Annotated in this window: 16 protein-coding genes and 1 CRISPR repeat array (1 of these 17 only partly in view); of the genes, 5 read left to right on the top strand and 11 right to left on the bottom strand. The window is 57.2% G+C overall.

Going from position 1 to position 17,252, the window contains the following annotated elements:
• Window positions 1-1,386: a CRISPR direct-repeat array (repeat unit 37 nt; unit sequence CTTCGAAGACAAAGAAATCCGCACTGCGGATTGAAAC); it reaches 4,498 nt to the left of the window's first position.
• 193 nt (window positions 1,387-1,579) lie between these two features.
• From EKD05_RS16020 to EKD05_RS16010, 3 genes are all read right to left on the bottom strand, one after another.
• Window positions 1,580-2,212, bottom strand: coding sequence for a CPBP family intramembrane glutamic endopeptidase (locus tag EKD05_RS16020; protein WP_129674514.1), 633 nt, complete (start codon window positions 2,210-2,212; stop codon window positions 1,580-1,582).
• Window positions 2,213-2,384: 172 nt separating this feature from the next.
• Window positions 2,385-3,107, bottom strand: a complete 723-nt coding sequence (locus tag EKD05_RS16015; protein WP_129674512.1) for a family 16 glycoside hydrolase — start codon at window positions 3,105-3,107, stop codon at window positions 2,385-2,387.
• Window positions 3,108-3,260: 153 nt separating this feature from the next.
• Window positions 3,261-4,544, bottom strand: a complete 1,284-nt coding sequence (locus EKD05_RS16010) for an MFS transporter (protein WP_129674510.1) — start codon at window positions 4,542-4,544, stop codon at window positions 3,261-3,263.
• A gap of 63 nt (window positions 4,545-4,607) precedes the next feature.
• On the opposite strand from EKD05_RS16010, the gene EKD05_RS16005 reads away from it, so the two are divergent.
• The 3 genes from EKD05_RS16005 to EKD05_RS15995 all read left to right on the top strand — a co-directional run bounded on the left by EKD05_RS16005 (window position 4,608) and on the right by EKD05_RS15995 (window position 5,666).
• Window positions 4,608-4,946 (top strand): hypothetical protein, encoded by a 339-nt coding sequence (locus EKD05_RS16005; protein WP_129674508.1) that lies wholly within the window; start codon window positions 4,608-4,610, stop codon window positions 4,944-4,946.
• A gap of 174 nt (window positions 4,947-5,120) precedes the next feature.
• On the top strand, window positions 5,121-5,399 hold the full coding sequence (locus EKD05_RS16000; protein WP_129674506.1) for a ubiquitin-like small modifier protein 1: 279 nt from the start codon (window positions 5,121-5,123) through the stop codon (window positions 5,397-5,399).
• Complete coding sequence (locus EKD05_RS15995; RefSeq protein WP_129674504.1) at window positions 5,400-5,666, top strand: DUF1952 domain-containing protein; 267 nt, start codon at window positions 5,400-5,402, stop codon at window positions 5,664-5,666.
• A gap of 312 nt (window positions 5,667-5,978) precedes the next feature.
• Here EKD05_RS15995 and EKD05_RS15990 read toward each other — a convergent pair whose 3' ends face one another.
• Together EKD05_RS15990 and EKD05_RS15985 are read right to left on the bottom strand one after the other, a co-directional pair.
• Window positions 5,979-7,793, bottom strand: a complete 1,815-nt coding sequence (locus EKD05_RS15990; protein WP_129674502.1) for an aldehyde ferredoxin oxidoreductase family protein — start codon at window positions 7,791-7,793, stop codon at window positions 5,979-5,981.
• A 251-nt stretch (window positions 7,794-8,044) separates the two neighbouring features.
• On the bottom strand, window positions 8,045-8,677 hold the full coding sequence (locus EKD05_RS15985) for a 4-vinyl reductase (RefSeq protein ID WP_129674500.1): 633 nt from the start codon (window positions 8,675-8,677) through the stop codon (window positions 8,045-8,047).
• A 325-nt stretch (window positions 8,678-9,002) separates the two neighbouring features.
• Between EKD05_RS15985 and EKD05_RS15980 the strand changes: the two genes are divergently transcribed.
• Window positions 9,003-10,751, top strand: a complete 1,749-nt coding sequence (locus tag EKD05_RS15980) for a universal stress protein (protein ID WP_129674497.1) — start codon at window positions 9,003-9,005, stop codon at window positions 10,749-10,751.
• Window positions 10,752-10,829: 78 nt separating this feature from the next.
• Here EKD05_RS15980 and EKD05_RS15975 read toward each other — a convergent pair whose 3' ends face one another.
• Entirely contained in the window at window positions 10,830-11,474 is a 645-nt protein-coding gene (locus EKD05_RS15975) for a hemolysin III family protein (protein ID WP_129674495.1), read from the bottom strand.
• Between the two features lie 337 nt (window positions 11,475-11,811).
• On the opposite strand from EKD05_RS15975, the gene EKD05_RS15970 reads away from it, so the two are divergent.
• Window positions 11,812-13,152 carry an FAD-dependent oxidoreductase gene (locus EKD05_RS15970; protein WP_129674493.1) on the top strand — a complete coding sequence of 447 codons (1,341 nt, stop codon included), beginning with the start codon at window positions 11,812-11,814 and terminating at the stop codon, window positions 13,150-13,152.
• A gap of 64 nt (window positions 13,153-13,216) precedes the next feature.
• Here the strand turns inward: EKD05_RS15970 and EKD05_RS15965 are convergent, their stop codons facing one another.
• Genes EKD05_RS15965 through EKD05_RS15945 form a run of 5 tightly spaced genes read right to left on the bottom strand, consistent with a single transcriptional unit; the run spans window position 13,217 to window position 17,225 of the window.
• Window positions 13,217-13,714: a Crp/Fnr family transcriptional regulator gene (locus EKD05_RS15965; protein WP_129674491.1), complete on the bottom strand. Its 498-nt coding sequence runs from the start codon at window positions 13,712-13,714 to the stop codon at window positions 13,217-13,219.
• Entirely contained in the window at window positions 13,701-14,228 is a 528-nt protein-coding gene (locus EKD05_RS15960) for a hydrogenase maturation protease (RefSeq protein ID WP_129674489.1), read from the bottom strand. The genes EKD05_RS15965 and EKD05_RS15960 overlap by 14 nt, the downstream gene beginning before the upstream one ends.
• Before the next feature lies 1 nt (window position 14,229).
• Window positions 14,230-15,726 (bottom strand): Ni/Fe hydrogenase subunit alpha, encoded by a 1,497-nt coding sequence (locus tag EKD05_RS15955; protein ID WP_129674487.1) that lies wholly within the window; start codon window positions 15,724-15,726, stop codon window positions 14,230-14,232.
• Window positions 15,723-16,742: an oxidoreductase gene (locus tag EKD05_RS15950; protein ID WP_129674485.1), complete on the bottom strand. Its 1,020-nt coding sequence runs from the start codon at window positions 16,740-16,742 to the stop codon at window positions 15,723-15,725. The genes EKD05_RS15955 and EKD05_RS15950 overlap by 4 nt, the downstream gene beginning before the upstream one ends.
• Before the next feature lie 9 nt (window positions 16,743-16,751).
• Window positions 16,752-17,225 carry a hydrogenase iron-sulfur subunit gene (locus EKD05_RS15945; RefSeq protein WP_129674483.1) on the bottom strand — a complete coding sequence of 158 codons (474 nt, stop codon included), beginning with the start codon at window positions 17,223-17,225 and terminating at the stop codon, window positions 16,752-16,754.
• Window positions 17,226-17,252 lie beyond the last annotated feature (27 nt).

Raw genomic sequence — 17,252 nt, 5'->3', positions numbered from 1 at the left:
TTGACCCGCTTAACGATCCGTGCGGTTCGTGCCACTTCGAAGACAAAGAAATCCGCACTGCGGATTGAAACTTTTTTCCCTCTCAAGGCGGGCCGATAGTTCCTCTACTTCGAAGACAAAGAAATCCGCACTGCGGATTGAAACATCATGTCTGCTCTCTGGTCGCTGCTCTTCTGCCTGCTTCGAAGACAAAGAAATCCGCACTGCGGATTGAAACTCTGGGACGGGCTCGAATGGTTCCGTGCGACGCTGTGGCTTCGAAGACAAAGAAATCCGCACTGCGGATTGAAACCTATCAATGTACTTTCTGAGATCGTACGTTGAGGCCCTTCGAAGACAAAGAAATCCGCACTGCGGATTGAAACAGATACAGTGTCGGTGCGTATAAAACCCACTCTACTTCGAAGACAAAGAAATCCGCACTGCGGATTGAAACCTGTGGCAAGGGCCCTGGGCGACGGCGGCGCAACAGCTTCGAAGACAAAGAAATCCGCACTGCGGATTGAAACTTGCGATTGATCAATGTCGTGAGCGCGGCATGCTGACTTCGAAGACAAAGAAATCCGCACTGCGGATTGAAACGTTCGGAAGACCCAATTATGGGGGGGGTTCGTACCTCTTCGAAGACAAAGAAATCCGCACTGCGGATTGAAACGTCCAGCTTCTTCTTTGACACCTCGTAAACACTGGCCTTCGAAGACAAAGAAATCCGCACTGCGGATTGAAACTCGCAAAGAGGGTCGTTCTTATACTACAGGAGTTCGCCTTCGAAGACAAAGAAATCCGCACTGCGGATTGAAACTTGCGATTGATCAATGTCGTGAGCGCGGCATGCTGACTTCGAAGACAAAGAAATCCGCACTGCGGATTGAAACTGCAGAGGAGCAGGAGCATTACTGTTATAGGCCCACTTCGAAGACAAAGAAATCCGCACTGCGGATTGAAACCGACTCTAGGCTCCGCATCCACGCCCTTTGATGGGCCTTCGAAGACAAAGAAATCCGCACTGCGGATTGAAACTTGATTGAAGAAATGGCACGCCGGATTCTGTTGCACTTCGAAGACAAAGAAATCCGCACTGCGGATTGAAACATGTCAATGCGCAAGCATCGGTAGTGTGCCTGTACGCTTCGAAGACAAAGAAATCCGCACTGCGGATTGAAACTAGCCAACTGCCCTCAAGCGCCTGTCCGCTCGCCCGGCTTCGAAGACAAAGAAATCCGCACTGCGGATTGAAACCCCATTTCTGATCGTCCTGATGCCCTGGAAGTGGAGACTTCGAAGACAAAGAAATCCGCACTGCGGATTGAAACACCCTACTCGTCGCCCGTTGCCGCGCAATCCATAAGCTTCGAAGACAAAGAAATCCGCACTGGAGGGTTGGGCTCAACACAACGCAGCGACGCCGCTGCCGCGACGACGACCCTGAACATAACGACGGTTTGTTGACGCAAGTGCGCGCATATGCGCTCGGCACACAAGGATGAAACCGCGCGGGGGGGGAAGGTAAGGGCGAGCAGCGCAAGCAACGCCACCACATCGAGGCGCAAACGATCACTCACCCGTCATCATGCTCGCCTCACACGGACATCAACACGAAAAGCCCAAAGATATCGCCCAGCAGGTGCGCCAGCCAGACCACCCAGAGGTTATGACGGCGGGCAAACATGATGCCATACAAAATCGAATCGACAATAATTAGGCCGATGTCCGTCAAAACGATGAGTCCCGGCCCGGGGGCAAAATGCGCCAATCCAAAGAGGAGCGAAGCCACCCCGATTGCGGCTGGAGTTCCGATAAATGGGGTCAGCCTGCCCTGAATGAGCGTCCGGTAGGTCATCTCCTCGCCGATCAGGGAAAATGCCAACAATGGCAGCAAAACACCCCAAGCGATTCCCGTTTCAAAGGGCAGGCGAGCCTGGACATGCGCCAAAAAAGATGGGAAGTATGCCTTTGCCCACAGGGCAACTAGCGGTTGGATTACAAAGCCCAATAGGATGAATAGCATCCAATTGGCGCGCAAATCATCCCAAAACGTGTGGAGGTTAAAGCCTAATTCTCCCCAGGTACGCCTACGCAGATGGCGCTCGATCAGCAGATACGCAACCGGTACAAGCGCAAACAATGTTTTTGCCGACGGGATGAGCAGCATTCCCAACAGAGTAATAGCAGTTATAGCAATGGTCTCAAAAAGGATGCGCTTGATTTTCATAAGCAAAGCTTTCCGAAGAATGAGCTTACATGGATCATTGCTGCTCTTCGCGCAAGATGAGGTGCCGTCCGATGAAGGCAAAAGCGATGAGCAGCACAGCCGCGAGCAAACAACCGCTTTTGCAAACCCGTTAGGATTGTTATAGTACTCCTATTTGAATTCCATAAGCGCACTACGGTGCCGCTTCAACGCCGAAGTTATCAAAACAAACCTCCGAGTCACCCCATGAGCGCAAACCGATGTCACCCTCTGCATACGACGAATCCTGGGCAGTCAGCACAAGGGTGCCATCCACATACGCAGAAAACGTATCGCCCTCCACGACTACTTGGATATCCCGAGGTTGGTTATACCAATCGTAACCACGGGTTCGCACGGCAGCCATCGGAGGATAGATGTGGTTGCCGCGTACCCACCGTTCAAAGACGAAGCCCCCATACCCAGGGTCATACTGGAACGAATAGCCATTCTGGTAAACATACCCATACCGATCCGGCTCAGTATTCGAGGTTCGGAAAAAGACACCATAGCCAGGGCCTTGCGTCAGTTCGGCACTGTTCAGATTGATCACATAATCCGGCTGATCTAGACTCTGCGAGCATTGGTTAAAGATCATCGATTTACCAGACATACATAATTGCCCATTCTCCATCTCAAAATCGCCCCTAGATGTCGTCCAATTCCCAGCATCAGCCGCAAAATCATCCATGCACAACTGTTCCTGAGAACAATCAGCATTGCTGGAAAATGCCGTCTGCACCTGGCAATAGACATCTGCAACTTCCACCCCCGTCACCTGAAGGATCAGCACAATGCCCACCGCCATAAGCGCCACAATCAGCGCATACTGCGTCAGGCTTTGTCCAACAAGGCTGAATCGTCGACTCCGTTGCATAAGCCTCTCCTTGTAGATTATGCCTATATAATAACGCTTATGCATTACCCAACATAGCCTTCCCATGCGCTTTGGTAGTACGACCGATGCGGCTTGCTCAATTCCATTTATGGTGCGCCCCTTCGCGCCGCTGCGCCGCTGCACCAACACGCGTCAGCCATGCACCCGCGAGCGCATCAAGCCCAGATTGACAAGAGCCGCGCAGGCGTAGAGGATCGCCGTGGCAGTGAAGAGCGGCCCGAAACCGTAGTCGCGCTGCACCTGGGCGCTGAGCGGTGGCCCAAAGAGGTAGCCAGCCGAGAGCGCCCCTTTGATCAGGCCAATGACGATGGGCCGCGCCGCTTCGGGGGTGCGCTCCATCGCATAGACATCGTAGAGTGGCGCGGCCATATTCATCAGGGCGGCTCGCACCAGCGCAACCGCAAAGGCCAGCGCAAGCGTCGGGGCCAGGCCAAGCATGATCAGGCATGGGATCGCCAGCAACTGTGTCGCAATGACACTCCCCATCTGCCCCAGGTACCGCACCAACCAGGGCGCACCCAGGGTAGCCATGCCGGTGACGATGCCAATCAAGGCAAAGATGAAGCCGAGCACTGCGTCGGAGGCGCCAAATTGCTGGCGAAAGTAGAGGTTGAGAAAGGGGATCAGCAGGGCCGCGCCTGTTGAAATGAGCAGTGGCGAGATAAGGAAGGGCAACGCATAGCGGCCTGCCGTCAAGAAGGTTCGCGCTTCAGTTCGCATCCCCTCCAACCTGGGGGAAGGTCGCCCTGTACCTGGGCTCACCTCTGCCGCACGTTCGTGCGTAGCCTCCGCTTCACCTTCACGCAGATTCAAGGCAAGCGGCCAGACCCCGATCACCCCAATGATGCTCGCCACAACAAAGGTGGCCTGATATGCCGCCGCGCTCTGTTGGGGAAGAGCGAGCAGGATCGCCGCAAACCCGGGCAGCAAACCGCCCACCAGGCTGCCCAAACCGGCAAAGCCAAGCGCAAAACCGGCATTGAGCGCAAAGAGCCGGTTGCGCCCTGTTGCATCAGCACTGTAGCGCATCATAAACGGGGCCGCGCTGACCGTCGCCAGCACCGACGCCGGACCAGCCAGCGCTAACCCCAGCGCCAGCGGTAGCGGCGCCGTCGAACTCGCCGTCAGCACGAGCGACATTGCATAGAGCACCCCACCACCAAAGAGCCCCACCACTGGGCCGGTACGGGTGACCAGCCACCAGAGCGGCAAGCTGCTCAAGACCCCCGTCAGTACCGGGAGACTGTTGAATAGCCCGAGCAACGGCAGATCGCTGATCAGCGGCAAGGCCACCGTTTGGCGATCATACCCAAGCTCGACCAGCAACAGATTCAAAAAGAGCATCCGAATCGCGAGACCCGTGGTGAGCAAGGCAGTCGCGAGCAAATAACGTCGAGCGGCACGATGAAGCTGCATATACGTGAGCGATCCAGGTATAATAGATAAACAGGATAGGATCGTACCAGAAAAGACCCGCCGATGGAAATCCTCACCATCCGTGAATTGCCCATGCCTGCACCAGTGGCCTATCGACGGGCTGTTGCCTATCTGCGCAACGCGGGGTATCGGCGCAACTGGTGGGGGAATAGCTTTGCACGCGATCAGCGCCAGTTGCTCAGCGCCGAACCATCACTCGACCAGTGGTCAGTCAGGGTCGAGGTCGAGGTTCTTCCACAACAACCCGGAACCGCCGTAATCACCGTCATCTTCCGAGTCAATACACGCGGACGCACCATGACCGATCCAGTTCGGCATCTCTGGGAACAGGAGCTTACCAATCTGGTGGCAGCCATCGTGGCTGCAGCACCATCCGCATAAGTAGTCTGTCAACAAAGTTTTCTGCTCTTTCCGCCCCCTCCCAACCTTCCCCCGCTGGGGGGAGGCGTCCGGCTCCCTCCCCCAGCGGGAGAGGGTTGGGGAGGGGGCAACGCAGGTTCGCAAAACACTGGGAAATCGACGTTACACCCTACGCTGAGTTTTTGGAGAGGATCAATGAAAATTAACTTCTACGCAACGCTGCGTCCAATTGTGGGCGGACGCACGGTGGAACTACCGCTGGAGGAGGGTGTCACGGTACGCGAACTAGTCACGCACCTTGTGGTACGCTGGCCGCCCCTGCGCGAGCAACTGCTCGATGAGCACGGCGAACTCTATCAACATGTCCACGTCTTTGTCAACGGGCGCGATGCGCCCTACCGCGACGGGGGGATGGACGCGACCATCACTGCCGCAGATGTCATTGATGTCTTCCCGGCGGTGGCAGGAGGATGATTGAATACCATCAATTTTGAAGAACCAATTCGTGCCGTCCCACTCTGGCTGTTGCGTGCCTATCTCGAAGAACTTGGAGGTACGTTGGAAGGCGATTACGCCGTACGTGGCGCGAACTGGTATGCCTACTTGACCCAACTGCATGACTACGAGGTCGGTTCGCTCCGGATCGGGCAAGTCTACATCGCGTTTGAGGGCGACACCAACGCGCTGCAACCAATCCGCGAGGGCCTAACAGTGAAACTCCAAACCCGCGGCGGGGGCTAAACAGCATAAAACATCTTTGGCTCTACCCTCGACGCGGAGTGCCGACTTCAGTCGGCTGAGCGCTCAGCCGACTGAAGTCGGCACTCCGCTGAGCGTAAACGCGAAAGCACCCTGAAGCCTTATGCTTCCATGACAAAACGGCCAGCGTTGCTGGCCGTTTTGTGGAAACCTGTGCGAAGAGAAGAGGGCTCAGACGCAATACCTTGCAAATAAGCTCACACCAAGCCGCCAAGGGTTAGCGCATCTACGCTAAAAACGTTGCGCCTTTGCGCCTTTGCGTCAAAAAACCACCTTCTTTGCAAAGAAGCAGGCTTAGACGACCTGCAACTGCTGCAGCTTGGCCTCGGGCACCACACCATTGACCCAGCCACGGGCGGTGTAGTACTCTTCGAGCATCAGATCAAGCTCGCAGACGTGGCCTTCGGAACCAGGCGAGGTCGAAGGCTCTTTCGTGAAGCGATCAGGCAGATAGTCGCTGCCCTCGGCGATCCCGGCGAGGTTATTAAAGCGGCGCTCGAGGTTATAGATGCGCTCGCCGGCGACCAGCACATCCTCGACCGTGAACGGAATCCCGGCATAAGCCGAATATTGGGCGGCATACTCCTCGGCACCCTCAGCAAACGCACTGAACTTGCAGAGATCGAGGCTATCCGAGAAGGCGTGCAGATCCTGGAAGAGCTTGGTGAGTTCACCCTTGCCCTTCCATGCCAGCGGGTCGGTCTTGAGCGGAATAACGCCAAGCTCACTGGCGGGGGTATAGGCGCGCAGGTGACAGGCACCGCGGTTGCTCGTCGCGTAGGCAATGCCCATGCCCTTGAGCCCACGGGGGTCATAGGCCGGAATGGCCTGGCCCTTGACGGTCATGCTCAACTCGGGATGGTTGTAGTGGGCGGCCACGCGGGCGGTACCCTCAGCAAGCACATCGCCAACCTCCTGGCGGAGCGCAATCTTCGTCGTCATCTCGACCATCGCCATCGCGTCGCCCCAGAGCAGCGGGCCGCCGTCATTGGCATAGCCGCGCTCGCAGCACTCCATATAACACGAGAAGACATTGCCGAGCTCAATCGGATCCATCCCATGGTCATTACAGAGATCGATCAACTTGGCGACCGTATTGATATCATCGAGGCCACAGTTGGCCCCGACGGCCCAGGCCGGCTCATACTCGACACTCTCCATGCGCAGGCCCTTCCACGGACCTTCCTTGATCTCGACCTCTTTCTTGCACGCAACCGGGCAGGCGTGGCAAGTTGGGTTATCAACGAGAATATTGTCATTGACATACTCACCGCTGATCAATTCGGCACGGTTGCCAAAGGAGGTTTTCTGGCTATTAAAAGCAGGCAAGGCCCCTATTGTATTGGTGATATTCATCAACACATTGGTACCATAGACCGAAAGACCACCCTTGCGGGGGCTCGTAATATTCTTCTCGTCCATAATCGTCGCGAGCGCACGCTTATGGGCGACCTTCCAGGCCTCACGATCATCGGCCTTGGGGATCGCCCGAGCAGCCTTGATCACAATCGCCTTGAGGTGTTTACTGCCACCGACCGCCCCGGTACCACCGCGGCCAGCCGCACGGTCATTCTCATTGACCCAGCCGGCATAGCGGATAAGATTCTCGCCTGACTGGCCGATCGCCATCACGCTCAGATCCTTCTCGCCGTACCGCTCTTTGAGCATCGGGATCACCGTGTGAATACCCTTACCCCAGAGATCGCTGGCATCGCGGATCGAAACCTCACCGTTCTCCACATAGAGATAGACCGGCGTATCAGCCTTGCCCGTGATCACAAAGCCATCAAAGCCTGCCCAGCGCATCCGTGCCGCCGACCAGCCACCGATATGGCTATCGGTCACGGTGCCGGTGAGGGGCGACTTGGTCACCACAGCCTGACGCCCGCTCATATTCGCATCGGTACCGGTGAGCGGCCCATTCATAAAGCAGAGCATATTCTCGGGACTAAACGGCTCCACCTCGGGGCCATTCTCAAACAGATAGCGGACAGCGAGGCCACGAGCACCGATATAGAGACGGGCCCAATCATGAGGAATGGGGCGATATTCGACGGTACGATGCGTGAGGTCAACGTGGGCGATCCGATTGGCAAACCCTCCAAGCATACAATTCCTCCTTGAATCTTGTAACCACGTGACAGCAACCGCGCTATCGGTTACATCATGCCAAACGCGATCTCATCTACAGCAAACGATGCATAACCTGAAAGACCCGGCGTTGTCCCAGGAAACCAAGTCAACAAGGCTGGTCGCCTTTCCCAACACCACAGGCATCTTCAAGATGCGGCAGTGCCAGACGATAATACTTCGCGTGTAGTGCTAATTATGCCTTATGCAAGCCAGGGTTGTCAATACAATTACGTGAGTGGTTCTTTACCAATTTTAAAGGCACAGGTTTCCGCGCCCTGGCCCATACACGTACACTGTTCAACCTGAAAGCGCTTGCCACCACTCGCCCAGGCCGCCGACTCTTCGAGAATGCCACGGGCAAGATAAAAATTCGGTGCAGGATCACGGGCAATGCAGTTCGAGCACTGGGTAATGTGGTAGATAAACTCGGTCTTTTCCTCTTTGATATGCGGTTTGAGATCGGTAAACCGATCAAAAACCTGGGTCACCGCATTCAAAATGATCTTCAGCTTCATTGAAGGAGGCATCAATTTCATCGCGAGATCAGAGACACTGAGCAGCGGGCCAAACTCTCGGAGGCCAAGATTGAAGGCAACCCGACCAGCGCGCAACTCGAGGCCACGGGCACCCCGCGGGCCGTACATCGTATGAAGTGCTTGCGATGTCGCGGCCTGTGCCTCAAAAGGATACGCCCGTTTGAAATCACTCGGCGGGTAGGCATCGAGATACTGAGGTTGATTGCCTAAACGAAGGACGGCCTTCACCCCATTGGCTCCCATCACCTCTTCAAGCGAGAGATAGTAGAGATAGCCAATCTTATTCATGAAGGTGAGGCCGCGAAATTGGTCGATGTTGCTCATGGCCGTACCTGATCCTCCTGTCATAAGCACCAACCCTCCCCTACGCCAGGGCTATGCCTATAACACATACTGTTCATTCGATCCGATGGTTGCCGTTCCGTCGGTGATGGGCATACATTTCACTGCTTAGGATACTACACCGATTCGCATCTTTTTGCCACATGGCAAACCACAACGTGTGGGGCTTGAATGGTTGCACGAACCGTGTATCATACTACTATAACAACAAGCGCGTGCCAGCGCTGAGGCAATGTCGCCTAGCGTCTGGCTATAGTATAACGCAGAGTGCCAGATTCAGTGAAGAATCTGTCAAGAGAGGTTGAGCATGCGACTGGAGGAGCGCGAACAGCAGCGACTGGCCGCGATTGAAGAGTTTCGGCGGGCACGCCGCCGTGCCCTGATTGATGATTTGCTGGCCTGGATGACGGGTGAACCAGACGATCTGCTCGACTTCGAAGAGGTGCATCGCCGCATTGGGGAACAGGGTTGGGCGGTACGCGGCCTGCGTGACATTCCCATCGAGGCGATTGTCGGTAGTGTGGGAAGGTACCACGATTTTACGCGCCATTTTTTGCCGCGCCAGCATTCCCACGAAACCCGCTGGGCCAATGTCCGAGCAGCCATGGGCGAAGGCAAACTCTTGCCCCCCATTGATGTCTATGAGCTTGGCGGCGTCTATTTTGTCAAAGACGGCAATCACCGGGTCTCGGTGGCCCGTGAGCTTGGCATTGACCATCTGCTCGCCCACGTCACCGAGGTGCCCTCACGGGTGACGCTCACCCCCGATGTGACGCCCGATGATCTGATTATCGCGAGTGAATATACCAAGTTGATGGAGGCAACCCGTCTGGATATGTTCTATCCAGAACTTGATCTGCGGGTTAGTGCGCCAGGGGCCTACCAACTGATTGCCGAGCAGATGGAACAGGAACGTCATCGCATTGCCTTGCGGACAACAACGGCCCCGGCGCTCGAAGAGGCTGCCGTTTCGTGGTACGAGCGGATCTATCTGCCGGCAATTGATCTCATTGAGAGTCGCGGTCTGTTGCGTGACTTTCCAGGACGGAGCGAAACGGACTTGTATGTCTGGATTGCCCGTCACCAGAAGGCGCTCGAGGCAAGTGTGGGCTGGTCGGTAGGCCTGAACGCCGCCGCCGCCGATCTGACCCGTCAACGTGGGCAACGCCCCAAGCATATCTTTGCCCGTGCGCGTGAGCGCCTCGTCAAGACCTTTGTGCCTGAAAAGATGCGTGACGGGCCACCACCGGGCGTCTGGCGGCGACAACGCCTGGCCGACGAACGCACCAAGCAACTCTTTCATACCATCCTGGTACCAATCAATGGCGAGGCCGAGAGTTGGCGCGCCCTCGAACAGGCCATCGTCGTGGCCCATCGTGACGGCGGCTCATTGTATGGCCTGCACGTGATCCCGCCGGATCACGAAGAGCCCGATGAGCGCGTCATCGCAACAATACGCGACCGGTTTGAACAACGCTGCGCCGAAGAGGGACTCGTGGGCAAACTCATGGTCGATCACGGGGTCATCGCCCGACAGATCTGTGCCCGTGCGCGCTGGGCGGATCTGGTGGTGATGAGTCTCGCCCATCCTACCCCTGACGAGCCCTTTGGCCGCCTGCGCTCGGGATTACGCGATCTTATTCAGCGCTCGCCGCAGCCAGTGCTGACGGTGCCCGACGACATTTCGCCACTCAAGCGCGGGTTAGTGGCCTATGATGGCAGCCCGCGTGCCGATGAAGCCCTGATGCTGGCCGCTTATCTTGCGCTGCGCGACCAACTCTCGTTGGTCGTCGTCACGGCCCGCGAGCCCAACGATGACCTGCGGCTGACGATTGGCCGAGCGCAAGCCTACCTCGAAGAGCGGGGCATTCAAGCGGGCTATGTCATCGACAGCCACCCCGCTGCCGAAGCCATTCTTCGTGCCGCCAGCGAACATGGCTCGAACCTGATCTTCATTGGTGGCTACAGTGTTCGCCCTGAAGTCGAGATTGTCATCGGCAGTACGGTGGATCACGTCTTGCGCCAGAGCCAACTTCCGGTCTTGATCTGTCGATAATGCGTTTTTGGTTCGTTTCGTTTTGACGGCTGTGCCGCCAAAACGAAACGAACGCGAGCGACCGATGGCCGCAACCGTCTAACTCGGCACCACCTGCGTCGCGACCGCGACAAAATGGCAGACACTGCCAACCAGCACAAAGATGTGCCAGATCGTATGGGTGTAGGGCAGGCGTTCGTTACAGAAGAAATAGGTTCCAACGGTATAGGCGATGCCACCAAAGAGCAACAAGAAGAGCACCGAGAGCGGCAACGCATTGATCATTGGTCCGGCCGCAACAACGATCAGCCACCCCATCGCAATGTAGAGCAAGGTTGAGGTCAGGCGAAAGCGGGTTTTGAAGATCAGCTTGAAGATAATCCCCGCCACCGCCAATGTCCAGATGACAGCGAGCAGCACCGGCCCGATGCTATCCCGCAGCGTCACCAGCAGAAAGGGCGTATACGTTCCCGCAATCAAGACATAGATCGCACAGTGATCCAGAATTTCGAACCGGCGCTTGATCCGGCTATCCTGCTCCCAATGAAACAACGTCGAAGCAGCGTAGAGCAACACCAGGGCGAGGCTGTAGACAACCGCACCCGTCACTTGCCAGACGTCCGCCGAGCGGGCCGCTAAAGCGACGATGATAATGCCCCCAATGGCACCCGCAATCGCCCCAAGACCATGGGTCAGCGTATTTGCGACCTCTTCCGGCTGATGTTTCAAATCGAGCATGAGCATAGTGGAGCCACCTCCTTGTGGTATACGCCTGATCCTGCGCCAACACGGTCACGTCCGACATCCAAGCAAACGAATGAGGCCACCTCCTTGGGCTAAACGCGTACAACGGCGCTCGCTGAGCGAGATTGTTGGTGCATAGAGTATAATTCTTGCACGACAGGCAAACCTTTTGGCTTGCCACTGCATCTAAGCATAGAGTGCTGGCCCAAACGGCCCCAGCTTCGCTGGCCGTTTGGGCCAGCATCAGAGCATTTCTTGTTCGTACGGTAGCCAGGCACAATGAAGAGAACTATAACGAGACGAGCCCGCATTTGTCAAGGAAAAAAAGGAGTTTGGTATGAGTGAACGGGTGATTGTGGTAGGCGGCGTGGCAGCCGGAATGAGTGCAGCCTCAAAAGCGCGCCGGATGAATTCAGAGCTTGAACTTGTGGTGTATGAACGCTCAGGCTATGTGAGTTATGGGGCCTGCGGCTTTCCCTATGCGATCAAGGGCGAAATTCCTCAGGTGCGTGATGTTGTGGTGCGTACCCCCGAGCAGTTTGCCAAACAGGGCATCAAAGTTCACGTCGGTCACGAGGTGCTCGCGGTTGATCCAGCTACCAAGAGCGTGCTGGTACGCCGCCCCGATGGCAGCGAATTCCGCGATCAGTGGGATCACCTCGTCATGACGACCGGGGGGGCTTCAATTCGCCCACCGCTGCCCGGGCTTGATCTGCCCGGTGTCTTTACCCTGCGTACCGTCGAGGACGCCCTGGCGATCCGGGAATGGATCGAGACAAAGAAGCCGCAGCGTGGCGTGATTGTCGGTGGGGGCTATATTGGTCTCGAAATGGCCGAGGCCCTCGCCGCCTATGGGATCGGGCTCGCCTTGATCGAACGGTTGCCCCAGGTACTGCCCAATCTGGATCACGAGATCGCCGCCCATGTGCAGGCTGAACTCGAACGGCAGCATGTCTCGGTCTGGTTAGAACACGCAGTGGAAGGCTTTGCCGGCGATGTCAACGGCGTCCGCGAGGTGATCGCCGGTGGGCAACATATTCCTGCCGATATTGTCATTTTGTCGGTCGGGATCAGGCCAGGTGTTGCTCTCGCCCGCGAGGCTGGCATTGCGCTCGGGCCGACCGGGGCGATTGCGGTGGATGCGCACCAGCGCACCAATGTACCAGGCATCTGGGCCGCCGGCGATGTCGCCGAGGCGTTGCATCGCGTCACGGGACGCCCAGCATGGATCCCCCTCGGGACAACGGCGAACAAGCAGGGCCGCGTCGCTGGCGAAAATGTTGGCGGGGGCAATGCGACCTTCAAGGGCATCGTTGGTACCGCCGTGGTCAAGGCCTTTGACTATGAAGCCGCTAGCAGTGGGCTCTCGGAGGCCCGTGCCCGCGCCGAGGGCTACATCGTTGAGGCGGTCAGCGCGACGGCGAGTTCACGCGCCCACTATATGCCTGGCCACCAGCCAATCCATGTCAAATTGGTCTATGAAGCCGAAACCCGTCGGCTGCTCGGTGGACAGATGGTCGGCAGCGAGGGGGTCGCCAAGCGCATTGATGTCATCGCCGCCGCCCTCCACGGTGGCTGGACAGTTGACGAGCTCGGTGAACTTGACCTGAGTTATGCCCCACCCTTTGCGCCGGTCTGGGACCCCGTCTTGGTGGCAGCCAATCTCGCTCGCCGGTAAAAAGCGTTTCTTCGGTAAAAAACGCCAGCATAGCTGGCGTTTTTTTACCGAAGAAACGCTTCGTTTACGCACGTTCCAACAGATCGGCAAGTGATTCGTTATGGAGATCACGAATACGGTCACGCATCACCTGCGCAATCTGCAGGGTAAAGGCAAAGCCAAAGACGGGATCACGATCAAAGAGGGTGCGCAGGGTGACACAGTCAATTTCGACCAGGCGCCCATCGGTCACAGCCTGACCATTCGAGGTCGCTTCATAGGGCGGTACGACTGCCGACCAGGCGCAAAGCTCACCCGCACTGATGGTGGCAAGCACAACCTCGCGTTGCTGTGCGCTCAACTCAGGGCCAACGGCGCGATTGCCCTGTACCGGAAGCTTGAGCGTGAGCGCAATCTGGCCTTGCAACACCAGATAGAGGTGGGTCAAGATCTGACCCTCGCGAAAAAAGCGCTCCCCTTGCGCAAACGTGCGTTCTTCAGACAAATTAGCCAGAGCCGTTAGGTGCTCAAGCGACAGACGCGCAAAAAAGGGGTACCGGCGCAGCAACTCAGGCGAAACCATAATGGGCCTCCTCGGTTGACCTTCTGATCAGCTTTGACGGTAACAGTTCACTCATGACAGCATGTGCTGTCTGCGGTATAGCGCAGGCAACAGCAGGAGTGATCTGCTCACTGAAATCAATAACGTTTGCAACCTCAATTGCATAGATAATAATCTCATCGGGTAGCGCAAAGCCCATTTGCCGCCCCAGGGCCAGCGCGGTCTCAAAACGCGTATCGTGTGACGAAGCACTATGCACCGTTGCACGGTTGGCCTCAAGATCAGCTAAGGTGAGACGATGAATGCGACCCGGTGAAGGTTCCCGACAACAGAAGGCATCAATCAAGACAACCCGCTCGTAGCCGATCATCGCTTCCATCAGCGCCAGGCCACCCACACTGGCGGTGGCGACCTCGGCCAGTGGCAGGGCATCGGCACGTTGCGCAAGCGCTGCCTGTACCGCTTCGGCAGCACGGATGCCCACGGCGTCATCAGTCAGAATGGGATTGCCCAGGCCAAGCACCAGCGTTGCCATGCTAGGTCTCTCCAAGATACTGACTCAGGCGTTGCACTTCGCCCCCCTGAGCATCGCGGATGACGACTTCGAGGGGCATCTGACCAGGTAAGGCGTGCGTGGCGCACCCGAAACATGGGTCGTACGAACGAAACGCCATCTCAATGCGATTCAAGAGACCCTCGGTGACGACCGTGCCCTTTTGGATCAGACTCTGGGCGGCTTTTTTGATCGACATCGCCATTGGGGCATAGTTATTGGTTGTGCCGACAATCAGGTTGACCCTGGTGAGCATGCCGTTTTCGTCAGTCCAGTAGTGATGGGTCAGCGTGCCGCGCGGCGCTTCTACCGAGCCAACGCCTTCGGTCGGCGTGGCGGTGATCGGCGTGCGCACATTCGGGTCGGTAATCTCGGGATCGAGCGATAGTTCCAGCATCCGTTCAGCCGCAAAAAGCAACTCGACCAGCCGCGCCCAGTGGGTCGCCAGGCGATGGTGAACAGGTTGGTAACGCCCGTTAACCTTTTTACTGCCCAGCGTGGTATAAAACTCCTCAAAGGCCGCATGCGCACGCGGTGTTGCCATGCCATCGGCGGCATTAAGCCGCGAAAGCGGCGTGGCACAATAGACGCCACTCGCTTTGCCATCCACAAAGCCCTGCCAGCCGATCTGTTTGAGGTACGGAAATTTGAGATACGTCCAGGGTTCAGAATGCTCGGCTAGGTGATGGGCATACGTCTTCGGATGGTATTTGACCAACTCAACGCCTTCGGGGTCAACGACGCGGATCATGCCATCATAGAAATTGACGCAATTATCGGCATCAACCGTGCCCATCGAGTAGGTCTGGTTGGTAAAGGCGTCCGAAAAGATCATGTCAGTATATTGGCTATTGCTGAGCACCACATCGGCAAAGAGCTTGAGGCTAAAGAGGGCAAAATCGACATTTTTGCGCGCCGTGGCCTCGATCACCTCACGCTCTTCGGGCGAGACCGCCTTGCTCCAGCCGCCCGGCAGCCCGGCCACCGGATGGACACCACGCCCGCCAAGCATTTTGATCACATGGTGATTGCGTACCCGCGCATCAATCACCTGTTTGCCGACTTCGACGCCAACTTTGCGGATCACCCCGAGGATATTGCGCTCGGCTGGCGGCGCATCAGGGCCAAGCACAAAATCAGGCCCACCGAGCGCATAGAAATGGGTCGTATGATCAGCCACAAAAAAGGCCGAATAGAACATCTCGCGCAGCTTTTTGGTGACGCGGGGCGGATCGGCGTGGAAGAGCGCATCAAGCGCCTTAGTCGAGGCGATATGGTGCGCCTCGGGGCACACGCCGCAGATGCGATCCGTGATGCGCGGCATCTCTTCGGCGGGACGCCCGACACAAAACTGCTCGAAGCCGCGCAACTCGGGGATAATGAAATAGGCGTTGGCGAGATCGCCTTCGTCGTTGAGAAAAAGGTCAATGCGACCATGCCCTTCGAGCCTAGTGACGGGATCAATGCTGATCTTCTTCATCGTGCTTCCTCCGCACTCTGCTGCGCTGGGTCAGTGACCCGCGAACGCTGAAGCAACGAACGGGCCAAGCTAAAGCGATAGAACGTGCCCGCCGGATCGACCAGCGTCGCCATCACGTTGTCAATCGCCGCCTCGAGCGCAGCCTCTTCGTCACCCGGTTTGCCCACGGCCACCACCGAGGCAACCGCCGACAGCATGCGTGCGCCTTGATCCTGCCCTTCCAACGGGCCATAACAACCCTCGCAGCGCATCCCCACCTGCGGGCAGAGGGCACCGCATCCACCTCGCGTCGCCGGTCCCATACAGAGCAGGCCCTGCTCGAGCAAGCAGATCGTCGGGTCGGGAATAAGCTCATACGGACGGTAAAAACGCGTAATCTGCTTAACATCCTTCGTCAGCGGGCACTCTTCGCAGACCGCCGTCTTGCTCGCCCCGATCACGGTTCTGCCAGGGGCGGGCAACGGCGCACCACTGATAATCGCCTTGATGACAGCGGCAATCTGATGCGCCTCGGGCGGGCAGCCCGGGATCACATAGTCGACCGGCACCACCTGGTCAAGCGTGCGCACCGTCTCGTAAAAGCGGGGGATACGGATCTCACCTTCAGGCACCAGCGTCACCATCTGGGGCAATTGCGTCCGCGAGCCATCCGTCGTCAAACAGTCGGCATAGGCCGCATTGAAGATCGCCGACGAACTGGTCAAATTAGCGAGACCCGGGATGCAGCCTTCTGAGGCGCAAGAACCAAAGGCCACCAGGATTTTGGACTTCCGGCGGAGCAAGCGGGCGAGTTCTTCATTTTCACTATTGCGAATGGCCCCATTGAAGAGGCAGAGATCAATCGCGCCATCGGCATACTGCTCGACATCGTGGTATTTGAAATCGGCGATACACGGCCAGAAGAGCACCTCGAAGGCCTCATCAACGGCGAGAATATCATTGCCAATATTGAGCAACGAAATCTCGCACCCCCCGCATGACGCCGCCCAGTACATCGCAAAGGTCGCTTTGCTCATGGTATCTTCCTACCCACCAACCTCAAGCTTGATCAGCGGAATATCGGCCTTCGCACGCAACACCGTCTGTTGCCAGTGCAAGGGGCCAAGCGCACGTAACTCTTCGGTCATACGGTCAACCGCAGCGGCCAAGTGATGGCCTTCCGAGGCGGCGGCCCAGACAAGCTGGACACGCTGCGGTTCGATGCCAAACTGCGTGAGCATCCGTTTGAGCAACAGAAAGCGTCGCAGCGCCTTGATATTGCCTTCAACATAGTGGCATTCGCCGGGATGACAGCCGGCAATCAACACCCCATCGGCCCCCGAACGCAATGCCTTGAGCACAAACTCGGGTTCAACGCGGGCCGTACACATCACCCGGATCGGACGCATCGTCGGCGCATAGTGCGTGCGCGCCGTTCCCGCCAGGTCAGCAGCCCGGTACGAGCACCAGTTGCAGAGAAAGCCGATGATCACCGGGTTAAACGTTGTTGGCTCTGCCATAGTGATGGTCTCCTTCGTGCGTTTGTC

It is taken from the genome of Candidatus Chloroploca sp. Khr17, assembly GCF_004138165.1.
Taxonomy (GTDB): Bacteria; Chloroflexota; Chloroflexia; order Chloroflexales; family Chloroflexaceae; genus Chloroploca.
The sequence above is the reverse complement of the archived record's forward strand: the minus strand, read 5'-3'. Positions and strand labels throughout refer to the sequence as shown.

Coding starts and splice junctions, on each gene's coding strand:
- EKD05_RS16005 (WP_129674508.1), top strand. CDS start 4,608: ATGGAAATCCTCACCATCCGTGAATTGCCCATGCCTGCACCAGTGGCC.
- EKD05_RS15965 (WP_129674491.1), bottom strand. CDS start 13,714: ATGGTTTCGCCTGAGTTGCTGCGCCGGTACCCCTTTTTTGCGCGTCTG.
- EKD05_RS16000 (WP_129674506.1), top strand. CDS start 5,121: ATGAAAATTAACTTCTACGCAACGCTGCGTCCAATTGTGGGCGGACGC.
- EKD05_RS15985 (WP_129674500.1), bottom strand. CDS start 8,677: ATGAGCAACATCGACCAATTTCGCGGCCTCACCTTCATGAATAAGATT.
- EKD05_RS15975 (WP_129674495.1), bottom strand. CDS start 11,474: ATGCTCATGCTCGATTTGAAACATCAGCCGGAAGAGGTCGCAAATACG.
- EKD05_RS15960 (WP_129674489.1), bottom strand. CDS start 14,228: ATGGCAACGCTGGTGCTTGGCCTGGGCAATCCCATTCTGACTGATGAC.
- EKD05_RS16020 (WP_129674514.1), bottom strand. CDS start 2,212: ATGAAAATCAAGCGCATCCTTTTTGAGACCATTGCTATAACTGCTATT.
- EKD05_RS15990 (WP_129674502.1), bottom strand. CDS start 7,793: ATGCTTGGAGGGTTTGCCAATCGGATCGCCCACGTTGACCTCACGCAT.
- EKD05_RS15980 (WP_129674497.1), top strand. CDS start 9,003: ATGCGACTGGAGGAGCGCGAACAGCAGCGACTGGCCGCGATTGAAGAG.
- EKD05_RS16010 (WP_129674510.1), bottom strand. CDS start 4,544: ATGCAGCTTCATCGTGCCGCTCGACGTTATTTGCTCGCGACTGCCTTG.
- EKD05_RS15955 (WP_129674487.1), bottom strand. CDS start 15,726: ATGAAGAAGATCAGCATTGATCCCGTCACTAGGCTCGAAGGGCATGGT.
- EKD05_RS16015 (WP_129674512.1), bottom strand. CDS start 3,107: ATGCAACGGAGTCGACGATTCAGCCTTGTTGGACAAAGCCTGACGCAG.
- EKD05_RS15950 (WP_129674485.1), bottom strand. CDS start 16,742: ATGAGCAAAGCGACCTTTGCGATGTACTGGGCGGCGTCATGCGGGGGG.
- EKD05_RS15970 (WP_129674493.1), top strand. CDS start 11,812: ATGAGTGAACGGGTGATTGTGGTAGGCGGCGTGGCAGCCGGAATGAGT.
- EKD05_RS15945 (WP_129674483.1), bottom strand. CDS start 17,225: ATGGCAGAGCCAACAACGTTTAACCCGGTGATCATCGGCTTTCTCTGC.